Below are 18,777 nucleotides of genomic sequence, written 5' to 3' on the forward strand. Positions count from 1 at the left end.
GACATGGACTACACGGGACTCTATGCAAAAAAATATCGCGTCAATCGAAAGCTGACAGATGAGGAGCGATCCAATCAATTTCGCCAAAAGATGCGAATCGATATTCTGCCGTTTTATAACATCTCAGTTGTGAAAATTAATTCAACATATCTGGAGTATGTTGATCGATGGTTTATTTATAGGGGGGGCGATGACGGCTGTCTGTTTAATTGGTGTGATGGTCCCGATTTATTCATTTTTTATTCCGCTTATTTTGACGGTTGGGGTGGAGTTTTTGGGGCTGTTGATCTTTTTGGGGGTATCTATCCCGTACTGGATGCTGATGATATGGCTGCTTTTGAAAGAGTCATTTTCATGGACGCATTTCCCGATAAGATTTAATTATAAAAATAGAATGGTGTATGTGTTCCGGCGAAATGGAACGGTGATGGAAGCTAAGTGGGACGATATATTTTTCACTCTCGGTCGTTGTGAACGAATGGCCGGTTGGCAAAATTGGGATGTTCGCGCCCATGTACTCGACATGGATGGAGAAACGGTCCGAGAGACATTTGCTTTGCCCGGCGACACGATGTTGGTGGATCAGTTGAAGCACGGCTGGGAATTCATCCGTCGATACATGGAGGAAGGCCCGGCTTCGGTCTATCGCGATGTCTACTGGTGCCACGATATTGCCAAGCGACGTGAAAAATATAAGGTCGGTCTCAGGTATATGTTCTTTTCGCTGAATGGTCAACCTATCGGACAGATATTGCTTTCTCCTGTTTTCTTTGTGGGATCGCTGGGACGATGGTTCGCGATGCGTACAAGCAAGATTCCGGAATGGCCGACGGAAATTGAGGCTGCGTGCCAGGTAGATTTTTTTGATCCGTATCTGCGCGATGCGTCACGCAATCCGGAGAAAATTCCAATGGAACCTGTTTGAAAATGTTTGATTGATGCGTTGTGACTGGAAACTGAAATTGGCTACACGGGATTCTGCTCAAGGAAGTGCCTCGTCAACTGCAGGTCGCCTTCAGGGTGGGAAAATACATCATGAGAGTTTGGCTGTGCTTTGCGTTGCTTTTCATTGTGCTCGGTTGCAATCTGAATGATTCTTCCCATGCTTCCGATCTCAATTCATATCGATCATCCGTATTGAGTGAAATTTATGAGGAAACTGAGAATGTCACCCCGGAGAACGATGATTCGATGTCCATTCTCAGGGTGCAATCAATACGTGAAAACGAGTCGATGTCAGGAAAAGGCCATGTTGCAGGATGGCAGTACGGACCGGCGCTTATCCGGTTAGATGGTTCTGCAAGTATCGAATTGCCTCCCGGATACCGCTATCTTCCGCCAGGTAAGGCTGCTCGATCACTTTCTCCAGGAAAGCGAGGCGAGAGCGTTGGCAAAATCGATACGCTACATGCATCGATCGGCCCTGAGGACGGAAGTTGGACGGCACAACTCGTTGTGAAAAGGCCGGGATATATCCCGGCGAACGAATTTATAAACGATAATGCCACGTTTGATCTTGAAAGTGTGAGGCTGGTAATACGAGAAAATGAAACCGGCAAGATGCCATTCCACGTCGTCTCCGACGTCTTTTGGGTTGATCATCCGTCATGGGATGCATCCCGTCACCGGGTCGATTGGGCATATATGGTTTTCCCATTCCTCGATGGAAGCCTTGACGTGAACAAAGTAGGCGAGCCAGCACTGCAGGCTATTGGGCGACCCGAGCCTAAAACGTACTACAACAGTCTGACACTTGGTCGACGCGATATGGTCATGCTGCGTACCACCGCCATAGACGAGACAGCAACTCGTGATATGGCTGTTGTCGCTGAATTGGCCCTGCGCGGCAGATTTCCAGATCAATTTCGTGCATTGGCCGATGGCATTAGATTCGATAGTGACGAAAGCTATGCGGATCATCGTGCGGGAGACAGGAGAGCCAAATTTAAATTGAGCGAGTTCATTTCCGGGGAGGCTCTAAGAGCAGCGCCGAGCTTATTTGACAGATGCAGCTGGCTGGCCAGTCCACGACTCTTGCTTGGATATTCATTGTTGCTCATGTTGCTTCTGCGATTGCGATGGCCGCGAGCCAAGAAATCCCGATAACGATGAAAAACGTGCAGCGAGGAAAAATTATGTCTATTCCCATTGCAGTATTAGGAGACGGCACCGATCACGGAGGCCGGATCATTACAGGCTCCGCCACACACACGGTCAGCGGCAAGCCTGTCGCGCGACTTCACGATCTGGTTGATTGTCCCCAACGTTATCCGGATGGTCGTCTGCACGGAGTAAACAGGATTATCGAAGCTCACCCGACGCTGATGGTCGGTGGAATTCGAGTGGCTTTGCACGGGCATCGCACCGAGTGTGGATGTGCGCTAGTCAGCAATACCGTTGCGAGGATCGGATGATGGATCGTGCGAAATATCTGGGTGGCCAGAAGCAGGACGTATCGGTTCCCGTCGATGCTCCAACGTTTGCCGATACCGTCGACCCCGATCGAAACCTGAAGACTTACGTCATCCCGCCGGGAGAAGTGGAGTCGCAGCGACTGAATGCAATTCTGGCCGCACCGAACCCGTTGCTTGAGGCATCGCGCGTCTTGCTGCGTGCGCAGGCCGACATGCCCGAAACGTTCGAATCGAAAGATGCAACCGTGTTGTTACGTACGCTTCTCGTGGAAGAGGTCCGCGCGTTCGAGAGACTATGCGAACGGGCCAATATTCGACGCGATCACATGATTGGCGCGAGCTACTGTCTGTGTACGGCACTCGACGAAGCGGTAGCGCAAACCGCATGGGGCAAGAATGGCTCATCGGCGATCGAATGGATCAATGGCGGTCTTGCAACCACTTTCCACGGAGATCTCAAGGGCGGCGACAAGGTCTATCTTCTGATCGGCCGCTTGCTGGAGGATCCGGATGAGCACCGGGACCTCCTTCAAGTGATCTACCGCGTCCTCAGTCTCGGTTTCGAAGGTCGCTACCGAGACGTGACCGACGGCAAGCGCAAGCACGACGCGATTCGCCAGCGGCTCTACAACGTGATTACATCGCAGCGCGATCCCGTGCCGCTGCCGTTATCGCCCCACTGGAAATCGACCGCGACAGGCAAACGCTTGTCGTTCACCGATTTTCCGGTATGGATCACCGTCACGGTCCTGTCGGTCATCCTGCTCGGCCTGTTCGGATGGTTCAAATACGAGCTGTTCAGTCGCAGCGCCGACGTCCAGAAGCAGATTGCCGACATCGCCCGTATGACGCCGCCGCCTGCGTCGCCGCCACAGTTGCACCTCAAGCAATTGCTCAAGGATGAAATCGCTGCCGGCACCGTCAGCGTCGATGAAGATGCCCGCCACAGCGCCGTCACGTTCCGCGGCGACGCGATGTTCAAGCCCGGCGGCGCTTCTGTTCAGGCATCGATGAATCCGCTGATTTCAAAGATCGCCATAGAGATCGCCAAGGTGCCCGGCAAGGTAACGATCATCGGCTACACGGACAACGTGCCGATTCGCAGCAGGCATTTCGCATCGAATCAGGTGCTGTCGGAAGAGCGCGCCACCCAGGTCATGCAGATGCTGCAAACCGCCGGGGTGCCGGCGAACCGGCTCGAAGCCGTCGGCAAGGGCGATGCCGATCCGGTTGGCGACAACCGCACCGCGCAGGGGCGCGCACAAAACCGGCGCGTCGAGATCGACGTCGCGCGCTAAGCCAGATCCGTTTCCGGAATAACACATGAAGAAGTTCCAGTTCCTGTCGTTTCTGGCCTCGCGCCAGTTCCTCGCGTTCCTCGCACTGATTGTCGTCGCACTGGTGATCTGGTTCGTCGGCCCGTTTTTCGCGTTCGGCGGGCTCAAGCCGCTCGCCGGCGCCGGCATGCGCGTGCTGCTGATCGCGCTGTTGCTCGCCGGCGTGCTGCTCTGGCTCGTGGGCTTGTCGACGAGCGTCGTGTTTGTCGCGTTGCTGTGCCTGCTGATCTGGTATGCGGGGCCGCTGCTGTCGCTTGGCCATGCAACGCCGTTCGAGCCCGTGTCGGCCCGACTCACCTCGATCGCACTGATCGTGGCGGCTTTTGTCCTCTTCTGGATCGTCCGCGTGTGGCAAAAAATGCGCGAAGACGATGCGTTCATGAAGAAGATGCTGCGCATGGATCGCCGCAAGAATGAGTCGCCTGCTGCCTCCCGCCTGCGGAAAATCGAAGGGATCGTGACGAGCGCGCTCGTGCGCCTGCAATCGATGCGTACCGGCGCGCGGGGTCTTGGCAAGCTATTCCAGGGCAAGCGCTATTTGTACGAGTTGCCTTGGTACATCACGCTCGGTTCGCAAGGGGCCGGCAAGACGAGCGTACTGATGAACGGCGGGTTGGCGTTTCCCGTTGCCGAGCAGATGCAGCGCGCGGCCGGGACGCCTGTCGGCGACGCCACCGCGGTGGACTGGTGGTTGACCAACGAAGCTGTATTGATCGACACGGCCGGCTATTACACGCGTCATGGCACGTCGACGGCTGATGACGTCGGCGCGCCCACTGAGGAAACGGGAAAGCCCGCAACCCGCGTTCCGGGCAAGGCCGGCGCCGATGCCGAGCCGGCTGCGGATGGTGCTGGAGAAGATGAGAAGCAGAACGAGGCGTCGCACTCGAAAGCCGCTGCAACGTCGATGGCCAGCGGCCATGTCGTGTCGCCTGGCCCGGGTACGGGCGAACGCCGACAGAAGGTGGATCGTGCGGAGTGGCTCGGATTTCTGGGCATGCTGCGCCGGCATCGTCCTCGCGCACCGATCAACGGCGCGTTGCTGACGATCGATCTTGCGACGTTGGCAAGCGCCGACGAACAGGCGCGCGTGGCGGAGGCTGCCGCGTTGCGCGCGCGGCTGGCGGAACTGAGGCAGGAGCTGGGTATTCGTTTTCCTGTTTATGTGGTCGTCACGAAGATGGATCGTCTGACAGGCTTCGCCGAGTATTTCGGCGCGCTGACAGCCGAGGGGCGGGCGCAGGCATGGGGCTTCGCGCTTCCGTATGGCAAGGAAACCGTTGCGAAGCAAGGGCTGCGCGCGCGCTGCCATACGGAACTCGCCGAACTTGCGCAACGGCTCAGCGCTTCGATCGATACGCATTTGCAGGACGAATACGAATCGCACAAGCGCCGATCGCTTGCCGCGTTGCCCGAGGAGTTCGCCGCGCTGCTCGGACCGCTGCTCGAGATGATCGACCGCGTGTTCCTCGATTCGCGTTACGACGACACCCAGCTCCATTCGACGTTGCGCGGCGTGTATTTCACGAGTGCGCGGCAACGGGATGGCGAGCTCGTTGCGAAGCGCAACACAGTCGTTCAACGTCTTCTGTCGACTCAGAAACACGCGCCCGTTTCACCCGCGCGCGCCGAGGGCAATCAGGGTTTCTTCTTGCACGATCTCCTGACTCGCGTCGTGTTCCCTGAAGCGCATCTGGTGAGCCCCAACCTGCGCTGGGAATATCGTTACCGCCTCTCGCGCCTGATCGGCCACACATTGGCGCTGGTGTTGTTCGTGTGGCTGGCAATCGGACTCCGCGCGAGCTTCGGCCACAACAGCGACTATCTCGATGCGGTTGACCGCAAGGTGCAGGCGCTTGCGGCGCGCGTCACCCAGCTCTACAAGGCACCCAAACCGGAGGCCGTACCGGACACGCTGACCGACGCGCGCGATCTGCCGACCTTCCCCGGTCTGGACCTGTCGAATCCGGACAGCACGTGGCGCTACGGTCTCTACACGTCGGCGGACATTGCCACCGAAAGCCGCCATGCGTATGACGTGCTGGAGGACAACCTGTTGCTGCCGCAGATCGTGCACCGCCTGGAAGACGTCATGTCCCGGGCGATCGCCAGCAAGGACCCGAAGGCCGCCTACGATGCGCTGCGCGTCTACCTGATGCTGTACGACAAGGCGAAGTTCAACGCGGATGACGTCAAGGCATGGGTGCTCGACGACTGGGCGAAGACCGACAGCGCGGCGGTTTTCGGTGGACGTGTGTCGATGATCGACCACGTGCAGCAGCTTTTCTCCGGAGCGCGCGTGGTGCAGTCGCCGCTCATCCGCAACGATGCGCTGGTGCAGCAGGCGCGCGCGTTTCTCGACGGCAGCAACGCAACCGATCGCCTTTACCAGCGCGCGAAGGCAGCCATGCTCAAGGAGGCGCCCGACGAATTTACGTTGCTGCGCGCGATCGGCCCGCAGGCCGGCACGGTGTTCACGCGAGCGAGCGATGCACCGTTGTCGCGCGGCGTGTCGGGGCTCTTCACGTTCGAAGGCTATCGGAATCTGTTCGACAAGCGATTACCGGAATTCGTGCAAATCGCGCGAGACGACGATGCGTGGGTGATGGGGCGCTCGTATCTGGCGGGTTCGTCGGATTCGGCTCAAAAAAAAACGGCTGAGATCGTGAGCAGCGCGACCGGCGCGGACGATGCGTTGACCGACGCGGTCCGCCGCGAATACCTGATGGAATATGCGCAGCAATGGGACGCGTTTCTCGACGACATTCGCACCGTGAGCGGTACGAGCCTTGCGTTCAATCTGAAGGTGCTGCGCAGCTTCGCGGCGCCCGATTCGCCGCTCGTGCGGCTGGCCCGCGCGGCCGTGCGCGAGACGACGCTCACGCAGCCGCTCGCTGCGTCGGACGGTTCGCTGCTGCAGCGGGCCGCCGACCAGCTCAATCAGAAGGCGGACAAGGCGTCGGGTATTCGGGCGTCGGAGCGCGTTGAACGGGAACTCGTCGACAATCACTTCGCGGCGCTGCGCGAGGTCGTGACGGGGAGCGTGGATGCGCAGTCCGATACGCAGCCTGTCGCCGCGCGGGCGGACAAGACGGGGCTGGATGGCGTCACCAACCTGCTGAACGACTATTACACGGCGCTCACCGTCGCCGACAATGCGTTGTCGAACAACAGCATGCCACCGGCGAGCGACGTCGCCGCGAAATTGAAAATGACGGCCGACACGATGCCCGCGCCGTTCCGCGCGGTATTGCTGCAGCTCTCGGCCGACGGCTCGCGCGAAGTCAATCAGGGGATTGGCCACCTGCTGTCGCGCCAGATGCAGGCGGTGGTCGGCGATACGTGCCGGCTGATCGTCGAGGGCAACTATCCGTTTTCACCGGACAGCACGCGGGACGTCGGCATCGATGATTTCACGCGGATATTTGCGCAGGGCGGCTTGATCGACGACTTCTTCACGAAAACGCTTGCCCCGTTCGTCGACACGGCCGCGAAGCCGTGGCGCTACCGGACGCTGCCTGGCGCAACCGAACCCATGCGGGGGCCGGACCTGGAGCCGTTCGAGCATGCGAAGGCCATTCGCGATGTCTTTTTCAACGATCCCGGCCACAAGCAACTGACATGGAAGGTCGACATCCGGATTCCCGAGCTTGACCCGACGATCATGAGTCTGTCGCTCGACATCGACGGACAGACTGCGCTCTATCAACACGGTCCGGTCGCGCCTTTCACGGTCACGTGGCCGGGGCCGCGCGGTGGCGTCCACACGGAAATCACGGCCAGCCCGCGGATTCGGCCGGACACGTCGACGATCGCAGCGGACGGACCGTGGGCGTTGATGCGCCTGCTCCAGAAAGGTCGCGTGGTGGACACGGCGACGCCGGGCCGTACGCGCATCGCGTTCAGTTTCGACGGTCGACAAGCGGCGCTCGACGTCGTGAGCGCCGGGAGCGTCGCGAATCCGCTCACGAGCGACGTGCTGAAGACGTTCCGGTGCCCCAGCACGATGTCGACGTTCAACCTGCCGGACAGCGGCCCGCCGCCGGGGTTGCCGCGAGGCATGTTGCCGGTGAGCACGGAAAGCGCCTCCCGCTGAATCGGAAGGAATCGATCGATGACTCTTTCGACATCTTGTCCGCAGGGCGACGCAAGGGCTGTGGCGTCGTTGCCTGTTGCCGCACGTCTCGAGGCTGCCCGGCAAGCGATCAACCCGCTACTCGAAGCGTCGCGCGTCCTGTTGCAGGCGTTGGCCGATACGCCGGAAACGCTCGATGCCGATGCGATCGCACAGCGGCGTCGATGGCTGGGGCACGAAGTTCGCCTCTTTACCTGGATCTGCAATGCGCTCCCGGTCCGACCCGAGCATGTCCGTTCCGCAAGCTATTGTCTGTGCTCCGCGCTCGACGAGGCGGCGATGCAGACGTCTTGGGGAAAGGGCGAAGCAACCGGCGTCGAATGGCAGGACAACTGCCTGGCGAGTGCGTTCGGACATGATCGTCAGGGCGGCGACCGTGTTTTCCGACTGATCGACGAGGCAATGCGCGATCCGCGTGCGAACCTCGATCTGATCGAGCTATACCAGAACGTACTCGATCTCGGCTTTCGTGGGCGCTACCGGTTTGAAGCCGGGGGGCAAAAGCGCCTGCAGGTCATTCGCGAACACGTACACGACGTGGTCACGACGGGGGGACACGGCGTGAATCGCGTCAGCAAGCCGCCGAAACGTCAGCGACAGACGGTCGATCCGTGGGTACGTCCCGTTTCGGTGCGTCGATCGCGAGCGAGGTTCGCCGGAGGTCTCGCCGTCGCGTTATTGCTGGGGGCCGGGGGCTACGCCGCGGTGGACCGGTGGGTTCACGCGAAATCGAGGCGACCGGCGTCGACGCTCGATGCACTGGTTCGCAATCTGGAACTGCGGCTGCGCGATGAAGTCGCGGCAGGGAATGTCGAACTGATTCGCGACGCCGGGCGCCACGCCGTGACGCTCCGATTCAGCGGAATGTTTGGGCCCGGCGACGCAACGGTGGCGCCGTGGGGCGCTTCGGTCGCGGCTTCGGCAGGCCGGGAAATCGCGACCGTGACCAAGGACGCGACCGTCCGAGTGGCAGGATATGCGGACAGCACACCGATCAGTTCGGCACGTCAAGCATCCAACTACGCGCTTTCCGAAGCACGTGCCCGGCACGTCGCCCAGATTCTCGCTGCGGCAGGCGTGCCGGCGCCGCGCATCATCGTCGAGGGAAATGGCGATGCCGATTCGCTGGCGGACAACGTTACCGCGTCCGGAAGGGCGAGAAATCGTCGTGTCGAAGTGACCATTACGGATTGACGTTCGATTGCGAGCGACAATTTCAGCCCTGAGCAGGCGACGAGTGCATGTCCAGCAAGATCACGGGCACAGCCGTGTTCGCGGGCCCAGTCACCGACTACCTTCTCGCCGAGGGAGGGAGAAGTCAGGGGCTCATGTAGTGGGAGCTGTTTGAGGACCCTGACACATTCAAACAGCCCCCGGCCTTTCATCTCATTGGCGTTTCTTATTGCTGCCGTTCCCACGCACGCGCCTGCTCGGCGCGCACGAACGCTTCCGACGAGGCCGGCAGCAGGTTGCGGAACGCGCCGCCGTCGCTGTCGATCACGTCGACCATCTTCGCGATCATTTCCTCGGGGTCGTGCTGTTCGAGCGGGAACGTCAACCGCTCGGGCGTCACGGTATGCACGGCCGGATCGTGCCAGCGCCGCGTCGTTTCCATCATCCGGTCGTTGAAGCCGGTGCGATACGGGCCCGGGTTCACGACCGCGACGCGGATGCCGTGCGGCGCCAGCTCCGCGTGCATCGCCTCGGCCACCGATTCGACCGCGTGCTTCGACGCGCAGTACGCGCCGGTGAACGGCCCCGTGATCAACCCCGCGATCGACGACACGAACACGATCTTGCCGCGTTTGCGCGCGAGCATCCCGCGTGCGATCTGCTGCGTGAGTTCGAGCGGCCCGAACACGTTCACGTCGAACAGCTCGCGCACGATCTCGATCGGCAGGTCGACGAGCGCGCCGGCTTCGCCGACGCCCGCGTTGTTCACGAGCACGTCGATGTCGAGTTCGGCGGCGCGCGCGCGATCGTAGGCCGACGTGACGTCGAGCTTCACCGCGCGCAACGCGGTGTCGCGCTGCGCGGCGGCGTCCGTCAGGGCGTCGATCTCGACGGCCGTGCGCACGCCGGCCGTCACGTCGTGGCCGCGTTCGGCGAGCCGCAGCGCGACTTCGCGGCCGAAGCCGGTGCCCGCGCCGGTGATGAAGATGCGTTTCCGTGTCATGTGCTTACCTCGTGGAGTGAAGGGTTGCCTGAAAAAGGTCGCGGCAGTGCTGCGCGATCGCGGCGTCTTCGTCGACGCTGCCGCCCGAGATGCCGATCGCGCCGACGCAGCGCCCGTCGCCGTCGACGAGCGGCTCGCCGCCGCCGAACGTGACCAGCCCGCCGTGACTGTGTTCGATGCCGCGCAGCGGACCGTCGCTCGACATCGCACCCAGCGCACCGGTCGACGTGCGAAAGCGGACGGACGTCAGCGCCTTGCGCTGCGCGAGGTCGATCGCGCCGAGAAAACAGTCGTCGGTGCGCACGAACGCGAGCAGGTTCGCGCCGGCATCGACGACGGCGATCGCGACGCCGGCCACCTGCAGCGACGCGGCATGCGCGAGCGCAGCGTCAATCGTGCGGCGGGCGACGGCGAGCGGCAGCGGAAGTGAGGCAGTGAGCGGGTTCATGCGAGGCTCCGAGGGACGACAGCGCCAGTGTAGGCAGTTGCGGTATATGGGAGAATCCGTATTCCGCTCGAAGCAGTTTCAAGTTTTTCTAATGATGAACAGACGATGAGCAGACGCGATCCGATGGCCGGCCTGCACGTGTTCGTGACCGTCGCGACGGCCGGCAACTTCACGCGGGCCGCCGCCGCGCTCGGCCTGACGCCGGCGGCCGTCAGCCTGGCGATCGGGCAGCTCGAGGGCGAGCTGAACGTGAAGCTGTTCAACCGCAGCACGCGCGGCGTGAGCCTCACCGAAGCCGGCCAACGCTACCGGCGGCAGACCGAGCCGGCATACCGGCAGGTCATGCAGGCACGGGACGAACTGAAGGATGCGCGCAGCGAGCCGAACGGGCTGTTGCGCGTGACCGCGCTGCCGCTCGCGCGCTTGCTCGTGATCGCGCCGGTGCTCGCCACGTTCCGCGAGCGCTATCCGAAAGTCCGGCTCGAAATTCGCTACGAGAACGAACTCGTCGACATCGCGAAGGACGGCTTCGACGCGGGGATTCGCCTGGCCGATCGATTGCAGCCGGGCATGATCGGCGTGCGGATCGCGCCTGCGCTGACGTGTGCACTGGTCGCGTCGCCCGGCTATCTGGCGCGGTACGGTGCGCCGGAATCGATTGCGCAGCTCGAGCATCATGCGTGCGTCCGTTTCCGGTTCTCGGAAAGCGGACGCCTGCATAAATGGCTGCTGCGCGACGGGCGACGCGACGTCGATCTCGATCCGGACGGCGTGTTCGTGACGAACGACGACGATGCGGTGATCGACGCGGCGCGCGCCGGTGTCGGCATCGCGTTCGCGTTCGTGCGCGAGCGGATCGAGCAGGACCTGCGCGACGGCACGCTCGTCGAGGTGCTGCCGGGCGCGTGCCGCACGCTGCCGCCGATGTGGCTGTACTACGTGAATCGCAAGCACATGCCGGCCAAGCTGCGCGCGTTCATCGACGTGCTGCGCGAGCGCGAAGGCGCGGGTGCGGCGTAAGCGCGTCGGCCGCTCGCTGCAGCAATGGGTCCGGCGGCGCATGATGGCGGCTCCCCCCACGAAGCCATGGAGTCGCGTGATGACCGTATTCCCGCATTTTCCGATTCGAACGTTCGTGATTGCCGCCGCGCTGGCGGCCGCCGCGGTGTGCAGCGCAGCGGCCATCGGCCAGACGTCGACGGTGCCGGCCGGCACGGCTGTCGCAACGCCCGACAACGCGGTGCTGCTGACCGTGTTCCTGAAACACGACCAGTCGCGCCCGCTCGCCGAGTTGAATGCGCAGCTTGCGAAGCAGGGGTTCTACAAGGCGTTTCCGCCGCCGGGCGTCGAGGTGGTGAGCTGGACGGTGACGATGGGAATCGGGCAGATCGTCGTGCTGCGGCTGCCGGCGTCGCGGGTGCGCGAGGTCAATCGTGTGCTCGAGGATACGGCCTGGGGCGCGTACCGCACGGAGTTCTACCCGACATACGACTACAAGGCGATCGGGATGGGGGAGCATGAGCGGGCGAAGTAACGCGCGGTGGCGTATGTCCGTACCGGCGGTGCGCCGCGGAGGGGCGCAGCGAATCGGCCCGCCGCCATTCCGCACCGCGCCGCGCCCTCGCGTTTTCGTCCTCACCCGGTGGGCTCGGCGCGGTAAATTCCACCGAAATGCATCACAAGTCATTCATCCGATGAAAAAACTACCTCCGTTGCCGGTATGATGCGCACCTTGCGTTCGTGGGACGCACGGTTTCTTTATGCGTTTCGATGCGCGAGAAACCACAAATCCGCACAAAGGCGACGTGAAAGATTCTGTAATATAAGTTCCGTATACTCGTAAGTTCTGATCCAGGCGCCACGCCCGTCTTCGGCCGGCCGCCCATGCAGAACAACCAGCAGGTCGCCGCCCGGCCAACCCGCGCCGCGACACGCTATGCACCACCACTGAACACGTTATGTCTTCCCGCCACCCTGGTTCGCCCGGCCGTGCCGAGGCGGTGATCGCCCGTGCCCGGGCGCTGATCCGCCACGAGCGCGTGCTGTCGCCGCTGCTCGCGCTCGGCATCGGCCTGCTGCTGATCGTGGTTTTCCAGCATCTGTCGGAATCCGTCGACTACCGCTCGGTGATCCGCCAGTTGCGTCACATGTCCGTCGGCGAGTGGGGCGCGTCGCTCGCCGCGACGGCCCTCAGCTACCTCGCGCTCGTCGCCCGCGATGCCGTTGGCCTGCGCTATGTCGCGGCCAAGGTGCCGCGCGTCGCGTTGTGGATCGGCGCGATTGCCGGTTCCGCGCTCGGCAACGCGACCGGCTTCGGCGCGCTGACGGGCGGCGCGGTGCGCGCCCGCGTGTACGGCGTGTCGGGCGTCACGCCCGCCCAGATCGGCCGGATGACGGTGTTCACGAGCGGCACGCTGGCGCTCGCGATGGTGCTGATGACGGCGGTCGGCATGGTCTGCGTGCCGGAGGCGCTCGCCGCGATGCTGCACGTCGCGCCCGGCGTGCTCACGTGGACGGGCGCCGCGTTGCTCGTCGCGCTCGCCGCGCTGGTCGTGCTGTGCGGCAACACCGCACGCCCGGTCGTCACGCGCTTCAAATGGCTGTCGTTCGACGTGCCGGCGCGGCGCGATCTCGTCGCGCAGGTCGTCTACGCGGTGCTCGACGTCGTTGCCGCAGGCCTCACGCTGTGGGTGCTGCTGCCGGCGGCGCCCGTCGGCTTCCCGACCTTCATTACCGTTTACGCGGCCGCGTTGCTGCTCGGGATGATCGGCCATACGCCGGGCGGGATCGGCGTGTTCGAGGCGGCGATGGTCTTCACGCTCGGTCGCGAAGTGCCCGCGCACGCGATGGTCGCCGCGTTGATCGCGTATCGCGCGATCTACTTCGGCGTGCCGCTCGTGCTGTCGGCCGGCCTGCTGGCCGGTTTCGAGGGCCGCGCGCTGCGGCGCCGGCTCGTGACGCGGCAGGCCGTGCGCGTGTCGCAGCTCGCGCCGGTGTTCCTGAGCCTCGTGACGTTCGCGGTCGGCGGGATGCTGGTGATCTCGAGCGCGACGCCCGCGTTCTGGCACCGGATCGCGATCCTGCGCCACATCGTGCCGCTGTGGGTGCTCGAAGGCTCGCAGGTGATCTGCAGCGTGCTCGGCGTCGCGCTGCTGTTCGTCGCGCGCGGGCTGCTGCGCCGGCTCGACGGCGCGTGGTGGATGACCTTCGCGTTGACGCTCGCGAGCCTCGCGCTGTCGCTGGCCAAGGGCCTCGCGTTCGTCGAGGCCGGCGTCCTCGGCACGCTGCTCGTGCTGCTGCTCGTCAGCCGTCGCCGGTTCAACCGTCATTCGTCGCTGCTCGCCGAGCGCTTCACGGTGAGCTGGTTCGTGTCGGTGGCGATGGTGCTGATGCTGGCCGTGTGGGTGCTGTTCTTCGCGTTTCGCGACGTGCCGTACACGCGCGATCTGTGGTCGCATTTCTCGTTCGATGCGCGCGCGCCGCGGGCGCTGCGCGCGACGCTCGCGTCCGGCGTGTTCGTCGCGCTGTTCGCGCTGTGGCAACTGCTGCGCCCGGCGCCCGGGCGTTTCGTGAAACCCGCGGAGCAGGACCTGATCGACGCGGAGCAGATCATTCGCGCGCAGGAGTGCAGCGACGCGGGCCTCGCGCTGATGGGCGACAAGTCGTTCCTGTTTTCCGAATCGCGTCGCGCGTTCCTGATGTACGCGAAGAACGGCCGCACGTGGGCCGCGCTGCACGACCCGGTCGGCCCGCGTGAAGAGTGGCCGGCGCTGATCAGCAAGTTCATCGCGCTCGCACACGCGCACAGCGGCCGCGCGGCGTTCTACCAGGTGCGCGCGAACGCGTTGCCGCTGTATCTCGACGCGGGGCTCACGCTGATGAAGCTCGGCGAGGAAGCGCATATCGCGCTCGACCAGTTCGACCTGAAGGGATCGAACCGGTCGCACCTGCGCTACGCGCTGCGCCGCGGCGACAAGGATGCGCTGACGGTCGAGGTGATCGCGCCGGGCGACGTGCCGGCCGCGCTGCCGGCGCTGCGCGACATCTCCGACGGCTGGCTCGACAGCCGCGATGCGCGCGAGAAGAGCTTCTCGGTGGCCGCGTTCCACGACGGCTATCTGTCGACGCAGTCGGTGATGCTGGTGCGTCAGGCCGACAAGCCGATCGCGTTCGTCACGTTCATGACGACCGACCTCAACACCGAGGCGACGGTCGGCGTGATGCGCCATCTGCCCGACGCATCGCCGTACGCGATGGAGTATCTGTTTACGCAGCTCGCGCTGCATCTGAAGGAAGCGGGGTTCCGCAAGCTGAGCCTGGGCATCGCGCCGTTCTCGGGGATGGGGGCGGCGAAGATGCCGTCGCCGTTCCACCGGCTCGGCCTGATGGTCTGGCGCTTCGGTGGCCGCTTCTACAACTTCCGCGGCTTGCGCGCTTTCAAGAGCAAGTTCGAACCGCACTGGGAGCCGCGTTATCTCGCGGCCTCGGGCTCGGTCGGCGTGTTCGTCACGCTCGCGGATCTGTCATTGCTGGCTGGAGGTCGGCGTTCATGATGTCGAAGAAGTTAATCGCGCGGGCGGCAGCCGCCTGCGCGGGAATGATGCTGGCCGGCGCCGCGTGCGCCGCGCAGCCGGCCGCAGTGAAAGCCGAAACCGTCTCCGGCGGCCGCTACGGGCCCGTGACCGTGACCCGGCCGAGCGGGCCGCTGCGCGGTTTCGTCGTGCTGTTCTCGCGTGAGGCCGGCTGGCATGCCGCCGATCAGCAGGCGGCCGACGCGCTCGCGAAAGCCGGCGCGATGACGGTCGGCGTCGATTCCGGGCGTTACGCGGCGAATCTCGCCGCGAAGCAGGAGGCCTGCCACCACCTCGACGGCGACGCCGAGGCGGTCAGCCATCAACTCGAACGGCTTGCGCAGTCGTCGCGCTATTTCACGCCGATCGTCGCGGGCGTGGGCCAGGGCGGCGCGATCGCGAAGCAGATCCTGTCGATGGCGCCGGAGAACACGATCGCCGGCGTCGTCGCGGTCGGTCCGGCCGCGAAGCTCGATCCGCGCTTCAAGCCGTGCCCGCCCGATTCGACGATCGTGCGCCGCGCGATGCCGGGTTTCGTCGAAACGGCTGCCGCGGGCGACACCGCGAAGCTCGTATCGCTCGTCACGTCGCACCTGCGCGACACCAGCAGCAGCGACGAACTCGACGTGTCGGACCTGCCGCTCGTCGAACTGCCCGCCAAGGGCGGCAGCGACCGGCTCGCGATCGTGATCTCGGGCGACGGCGGCTGGCGCGATCTCGACAAGACGATCGCCGAGGCGCTGCAGCGCGACGGCGTGTCGGTGGTCGGCATCGACGCGCTGCGTTACTTCTGGAGCGAGAAGCCGCCCGCGCAGGTGAGCCGCGATCTGGCCCGCGTGATGCGCACCTACACGGCGCGCTGGCATGCGAACCGCGTGGCGCTGGTCGGCTACTCGTTCGGTGCCGACGTGATGCCGTTCGCGTACAACCGGCTGCCGGCCGACCTGCGCGACAAGGTCGCGGTGATGTCGCTGCTCGGCTTCGCGCCGTCGGCCGATTTCCAGATCCGCGTGACGGGCTGGCTCGGCATGCCCGCGAGCGACAAGGCGCTGAAGGTCGCGCCGGAAATCGCGAAGGTGCCGCCGGCGCTCGTGCAGTGCTTCTATGGCGCGGAAGAGACGGACACGATGTGCCCGGCGCTCGCGAACACGGGTGCCGACGTGATCAAGACGCAGGGCGATCACCACTTCGGCCGCGATTACATCGCGCTCGAGAAGAAGATCCTCGGCGGGTTCGGCAAGCCGGCGGCGGCGCGCTGAACGCCGGCGGCGCCCGCGTGACGGCGGGCGCCGGCCGGTTTTGCTTCCGGTTCATCGTACGGGCGGCCAGCGAGCCGCCCGTTTCATTTTCCGGGCTGCGCTGCCGCGTCCTGCGGCGGCATCGTCGTTCTCGCATCGCGCTGATAGAAGCCCGGAAACCGGTCGAGCTGCCGCCGTGCGGCCGTGAGGTCGGTGTCGTCGCCGAGCACCGCGCTCGAAAACCCCGTGCGTTCCATCAGCAGCAACTGGTCGACCAGGACGTCGCCGGTTGCGCGCAGGTCGCCGGCGAAGCCGTAGCGCTTGCGCAGCAGGTAGGCCTGGCTGTATGCGCGGCCGTCGGTGAACGACGGAAACTGCAGGTCGATGCGCTCGGCCTGCGCGATGCGCGCGGCGAGCGGCGGCAGTGCCTCGTCGTTGCCGATCGTCAGCGTCGTCGCGCCGTGCTGCTTTGTATCGTCGGCATGGTCGGCCGGCGTCAGCAGCCGGATGCGTTCGTTTGCGTTCGCGATCTCGTGGTTCATACGGGTTCTTCCTGATGACGCGCGGCGTTCGCGGCGGCCTTGAACGGCTCCGTTCCGACGCGGCGCACCGTGTCGATGAATCGTTCGCAGCGGCCGTTCGCGTCGACGCGCGCGTCGAGATACGCATTGACGATCGCGTCGACGACGTCGACGATCTCGTCCGCCGAAAACGACGGGCCGATCACCTTGCCCGGCCGCGCGGGGCCGCTTGCGATCGAGCCGTCCGACCCGCCGAGCGTGACCTGGTACCACTCCGCGCCGTCCTTGTCGACGCCGAGGATGCCGAGGTGGCCGCTGTGATGATGGCCGCACGAGTTGATGCAGCCGCTGACGTGCAGGTCGATGTCGCCGATGTCGTGCAGCAGGTCGAGATCGTCGAAGCGCTCGGCGATCGCGTCGGCGACCGGAATCGAGCGGGCGTTCGCGAGCGCGCAGAAATCGCCGCCCGGACACGCGATCATGTCGGTCAGCAGCCCGACATTCGCGCTCGCGAGCCCGATCGCGCGGGCGTTTTTCCACAGCAGGAACAGGTCGTCGACGTGTACCCACGGCAGCACGACGTTCTGCGTGTGCGTGACGCGCGCCTCGCCGGCCGAGAAGCGGTCGGCGAGATCGGCGAGCGCGTCGAGCTGGTCCGGCGACGCGTCGCCGGGCGCCTGCAGGCGGCGCTTGAACGACAGCGTGACGATGCGCAGTGCCGGGTCGCGATGATCGGCGACATTGCGGGCGAGCCAGCGCGCGAACGCCGGATGACGGCTCGCCTGCGCGGACACGCGCGCGTTCGCGTCCGCGAGGTCGAGCGTGCGCGGCTTCAACCGCGGCGGGACGAACGACGCGGCGACGCGATCGAATTCGGCCTGCGGGATCGTGTGCGGGCCGCCGTCGTGGACGACGATCTGGCGGAACTCTTCCTCGACGTCGTCGATGTAGCGTTGCCCTTCGGTCTTCACGAGGATCTTGATCCGCGCCTTGTACTTGTTGTCGCGCCGCCCGTAGCGGTTGTACACGCGGACGATCGCCTCGACGTAGTTCATCACGTGCTCCCACGGCAGGAACGCGCGCAGCAGCATCGCGATCGTCGGCGTGCGGCCCATCCCGCCGCCCACGCTCACGCGAAAGCCGAGCGCGCCCGCGTCGTCGCGCACGAGCTTCAGCCCGACGTCGTGCCAGTCGGTCGCCGCGCGGTCTTCGGTCGCGCCCGTGATCGCGATCTTGAACTTGCGCGGCAGGAACGCGAATTCCGGATGCAGCGTCGTCCACTGGCGCATCACTTCGGCGAACGGGCGCGGATCGGCGATCTCGTCCGGCGCGACGCCCGCGCGTTCGTCGCACGAAATGTTGCGGATGCAATTGCCGCTCGTCTGGATGCCGTGCATGTCGACGGTCGCGAGCAGGTCCATCACGTCGGCCGCCTTCGCCAGCGGAATCCAGTTGAACTGCACGTTGGTGCGCGTCGTGAAGTGCGCGCTGCGGGTCGGCAGGCGCAACGTGCCGAGCAACGCCTGGGCGTCGCACGCGGCGCGGTAGGCGGCGTCGTCGGGTACGTCGTAGTCGCGCGCGATCCGCGCGAGCATGCGAAGCTGCGCGCTCGACAACTCGCCGTACGGCACCGCGACGCGCAGCATCGGCGCGTGGCGCTGCACGTACCAGCCGTTCTGCAGGCGCAGCGGCCGGAACGCGTCCTCGCCGAGCGTGCCTTGCTGCCAGCGTTCGAGCTGGTCGCGGAACTGGGCGGCGCGGCTGTGCACGAGCGCCCGGTCGAAATCGGTATATCGATACATGACGTGATACGCGAGAGGCGCCACGGCGAATGGCGCGCGGCGCGGGAAGGCGTTGCGACGGATGTCAGGCAACGGAAGACAGCGTAGGGAACGCGATGCGGCGCGACAAGCAGCAGATCGGAACGAAAAAGGCGC

The 18,777-nt window shown here is 64.4% G+C and carries 15 protein-coding genes; 11 read left to right on the forward strand and 4 right to left on the reverse strand.

Annotated features, from left to right (window positions below; all coding sequences use genetic code 11):
* Nucleotides 1-3 precede the first annotated feature (3 nt).
* The 7 genes from J8I35_RS29695 to icmH all read left to right on the forward strand — a co-directional run bounded on the left by J8I35_RS29695 (nt 4) and on the right by icmH (nt 9,080).
* Nucleotides 4-381 carry a hypothetical protein gene (locus J8I35_RS29695; protein ID WP_209928431.1) on the forward strand — a complete coding sequence of 126 codons (378 nt, stop codon included), beginning with the start codon at nt 4-6 and terminating at the stop codon, nt 379-381.
* Entirely contained in the window at nt 323-925 is a 603-nt protein-coding gene (locus J8I35_RS29700; protein WP_348522290.1) for a DUF6708 domain-containing protein, read from the forward strand. The genes J8I35_RS29695 and J8I35_RS29700 overlap by 59 nt, the downstream gene beginning before the upstream one ends.
* A gap of 110 nt (nt 926-1,035) precedes the next feature.
* Nucleotides 1,036-2,106 (forward strand): DUF2167 domain-containing protein, encoded by a 1,071-nt coding sequence (locus tag J8I35_RS29705; RefSeq protein ID WP_209928434.1) that lies wholly within the window; start codon nt 1,036-1,038, stop codon nt 2,104-2,106.
* Nucleotides 2,107-2,135: 29 nt separating this feature from the next.
* Nucleotides 2,136-2,414: a PAAR domain-containing protein gene (locus J8I35_RS29710; RefSeq protein ID WP_209928480.1), complete on the forward strand. Its 279-nt coding sequence runs from the start codon at nt 2,136-2,138 to the stop codon at nt 2,412-2,414.
* Nucleotides 2,411-3,712, forward strand: a complete 1,302-nt coding sequence (tssL, locus tag J8I35_RS29715; protein ID WP_209928436.1) for a type VI secretion system protein TssL, long form — start codon at nt 2,411-2,413, stop codon at nt 3,710-3,712. The genes J8I35_RS29710 and tssL overlap by 4 nt, the downstream gene beginning before the upstream one ends.
* Nucleotides 3,713-3,737: 25 nt before the next feature.
* Nucleotides 3,738-7,847 (forward strand): type VI secretion system membrane subunit TssM, encoded by a 4,110-nt coding sequence (gene tssM / locus J8I35_RS29720; protein WP_209928441.1) that lies wholly within the window; start codon nt 3,738-3,740, stop codon nt 7,845-7,847.
* A gap of 18 nt (nt 7,848-7,865) precedes the next feature.
* Complete coding sequence (gene icmH / locus J8I35_RS29725; protein WP_209928443.1) at nt 7,866-9,080, forward strand: type IVB secretion system protein IcmH/DotU; 1,215 nt, start codon at nt 7,866-7,868, stop codon at nt 9,078-9,080.
* 205 nt (nt 9,081-9,285) lie between these two features.
* On the opposite strand, the gene J8I35_RS29730 is transcribed toward icmH, so the two are convergent.
* Both J8I35_RS29730 and J8I35_RS29735 read right to left on the reverse strand, forming a co-directional pair.
* Nucleotides 9,286-10,062, reverse strand: a complete 777-nt coding sequence (locus tag J8I35_RS29730; RefSeq protein WP_050012727.1) for an SDR family oxidoreductase — start codon at nt 10,060-10,062, stop codon at nt 9,286-9,288.
* 4 nt (nt 10,063-10,066) lie between these two features.
* Nucleotides 10,067-10,510 carry a heme-binding protein gene (locus J8I35_RS29735; RefSeq protein WP_209928447.1) on the reverse strand — a complete coding sequence of 148 codons (444 nt, stop codon included), beginning with the start codon at nt 10,508-10,510 and terminating at the stop codon, nt 10,067-10,069.
* Nucleotides 10,511-10,615: 105 nt separating this feature from the next.
* Here J8I35_RS29735 and J8I35_RS29740 point away from each other — a divergent pair, with 105 nt between their 5' ends.
* From J8I35_RS29740 to J8I35_RS29755, 4 genes are all read left to right on the forward strand, one after another.
* Nucleotides 10,616-11,530 (forward strand): LysR family transcriptional regulator, encoded by a 915-nt coding sequence (locus J8I35_RS29740; protein ID WP_209928450.1) that lies wholly within the window; start codon nt 10,616-10,618, stop codon nt 11,528-11,530.
* A 79-nt stretch (nt 11,531-11,609) separates the two neighbouring features.
* On the forward strand, nt 11,610-12,044 hold the full coding sequence (locus tag J8I35_RS29745; protein ID WP_124554896.1) for a hypothetical protein: 435 nt from the start codon (nt 11,610-11,612) through the stop codon (nt 12,042-12,044).
* Between the two features lie 424 nt (nt 12,045-12,468).
* The gene (mprF, locus tag J8I35_RS29750) at nt 12,469-15,063 is read left to right on the forward strand and encodes a bifunctional lysylphosphatidylglycerol flippase/synthetase MprF (protein ID WP_050012723.1); all 2,595 of its coding nucleotides are present in this window, start codon (nt 12,469-12,471) and stop codon (nt 15,061-15,063) included.
* A complete protein-coding gene (locus J8I35_RS29755; protein ID WP_124680957.1) occupies nt 15,060-16,340 on the forward strand; it encodes an AcvB/VirJ family lysyl-phosphatidylglycerol hydrolase in 1,281 nt (426 codons plus the stop codon). Before mprF ends, J8I35_RS29755 begins: the two co-directional genes overlap by 4 nt.
* Nucleotides 16,341-16,423: 83 nt before the next feature.
* Here the strand turns inward: J8I35_RS29755 and J8I35_RS29760 are convergent, their stop codons facing one another.
* Complete coding sequence (locus tag J8I35_RS29760; protein ID WP_209928452.1) at nt 16,424-16,861, reverse strand: DUF934 domain-containing protein; 438 nt, start codon at nt 16,859-16,861, stop codon at nt 16,424-16,426.
* Nucleotides 16,858-18,642 carry a nitrite/sulfite reductase gene (locus tag J8I35_RS29765; protein ID WP_209928454.1) on the reverse strand — a complete coding sequence of 595 codons (1,785 nt, stop codon included), beginning with the start codon at nt 18,640-18,642 and terminating at the stop codon, nt 16,858-16,860. Before J8I35_RS29765 ends, J8I35_RS29760 begins: the two co-directional genes overlap by 4 nt.
* Nucleotides 18,643-18,777 lie beyond the last annotated feature (135 nt).

Origin of the sequence: Burkholderia sp. CpTa8-5 (assembly GCF_017815045.1) — a bacterium.
GTDB classification, from domain to species: Bacteria; Pseudomonadota; Gammaproteobacteria; order Burkholderiales; family Burkholderiaceae; genus Burkholderia; species Burkholderia sola.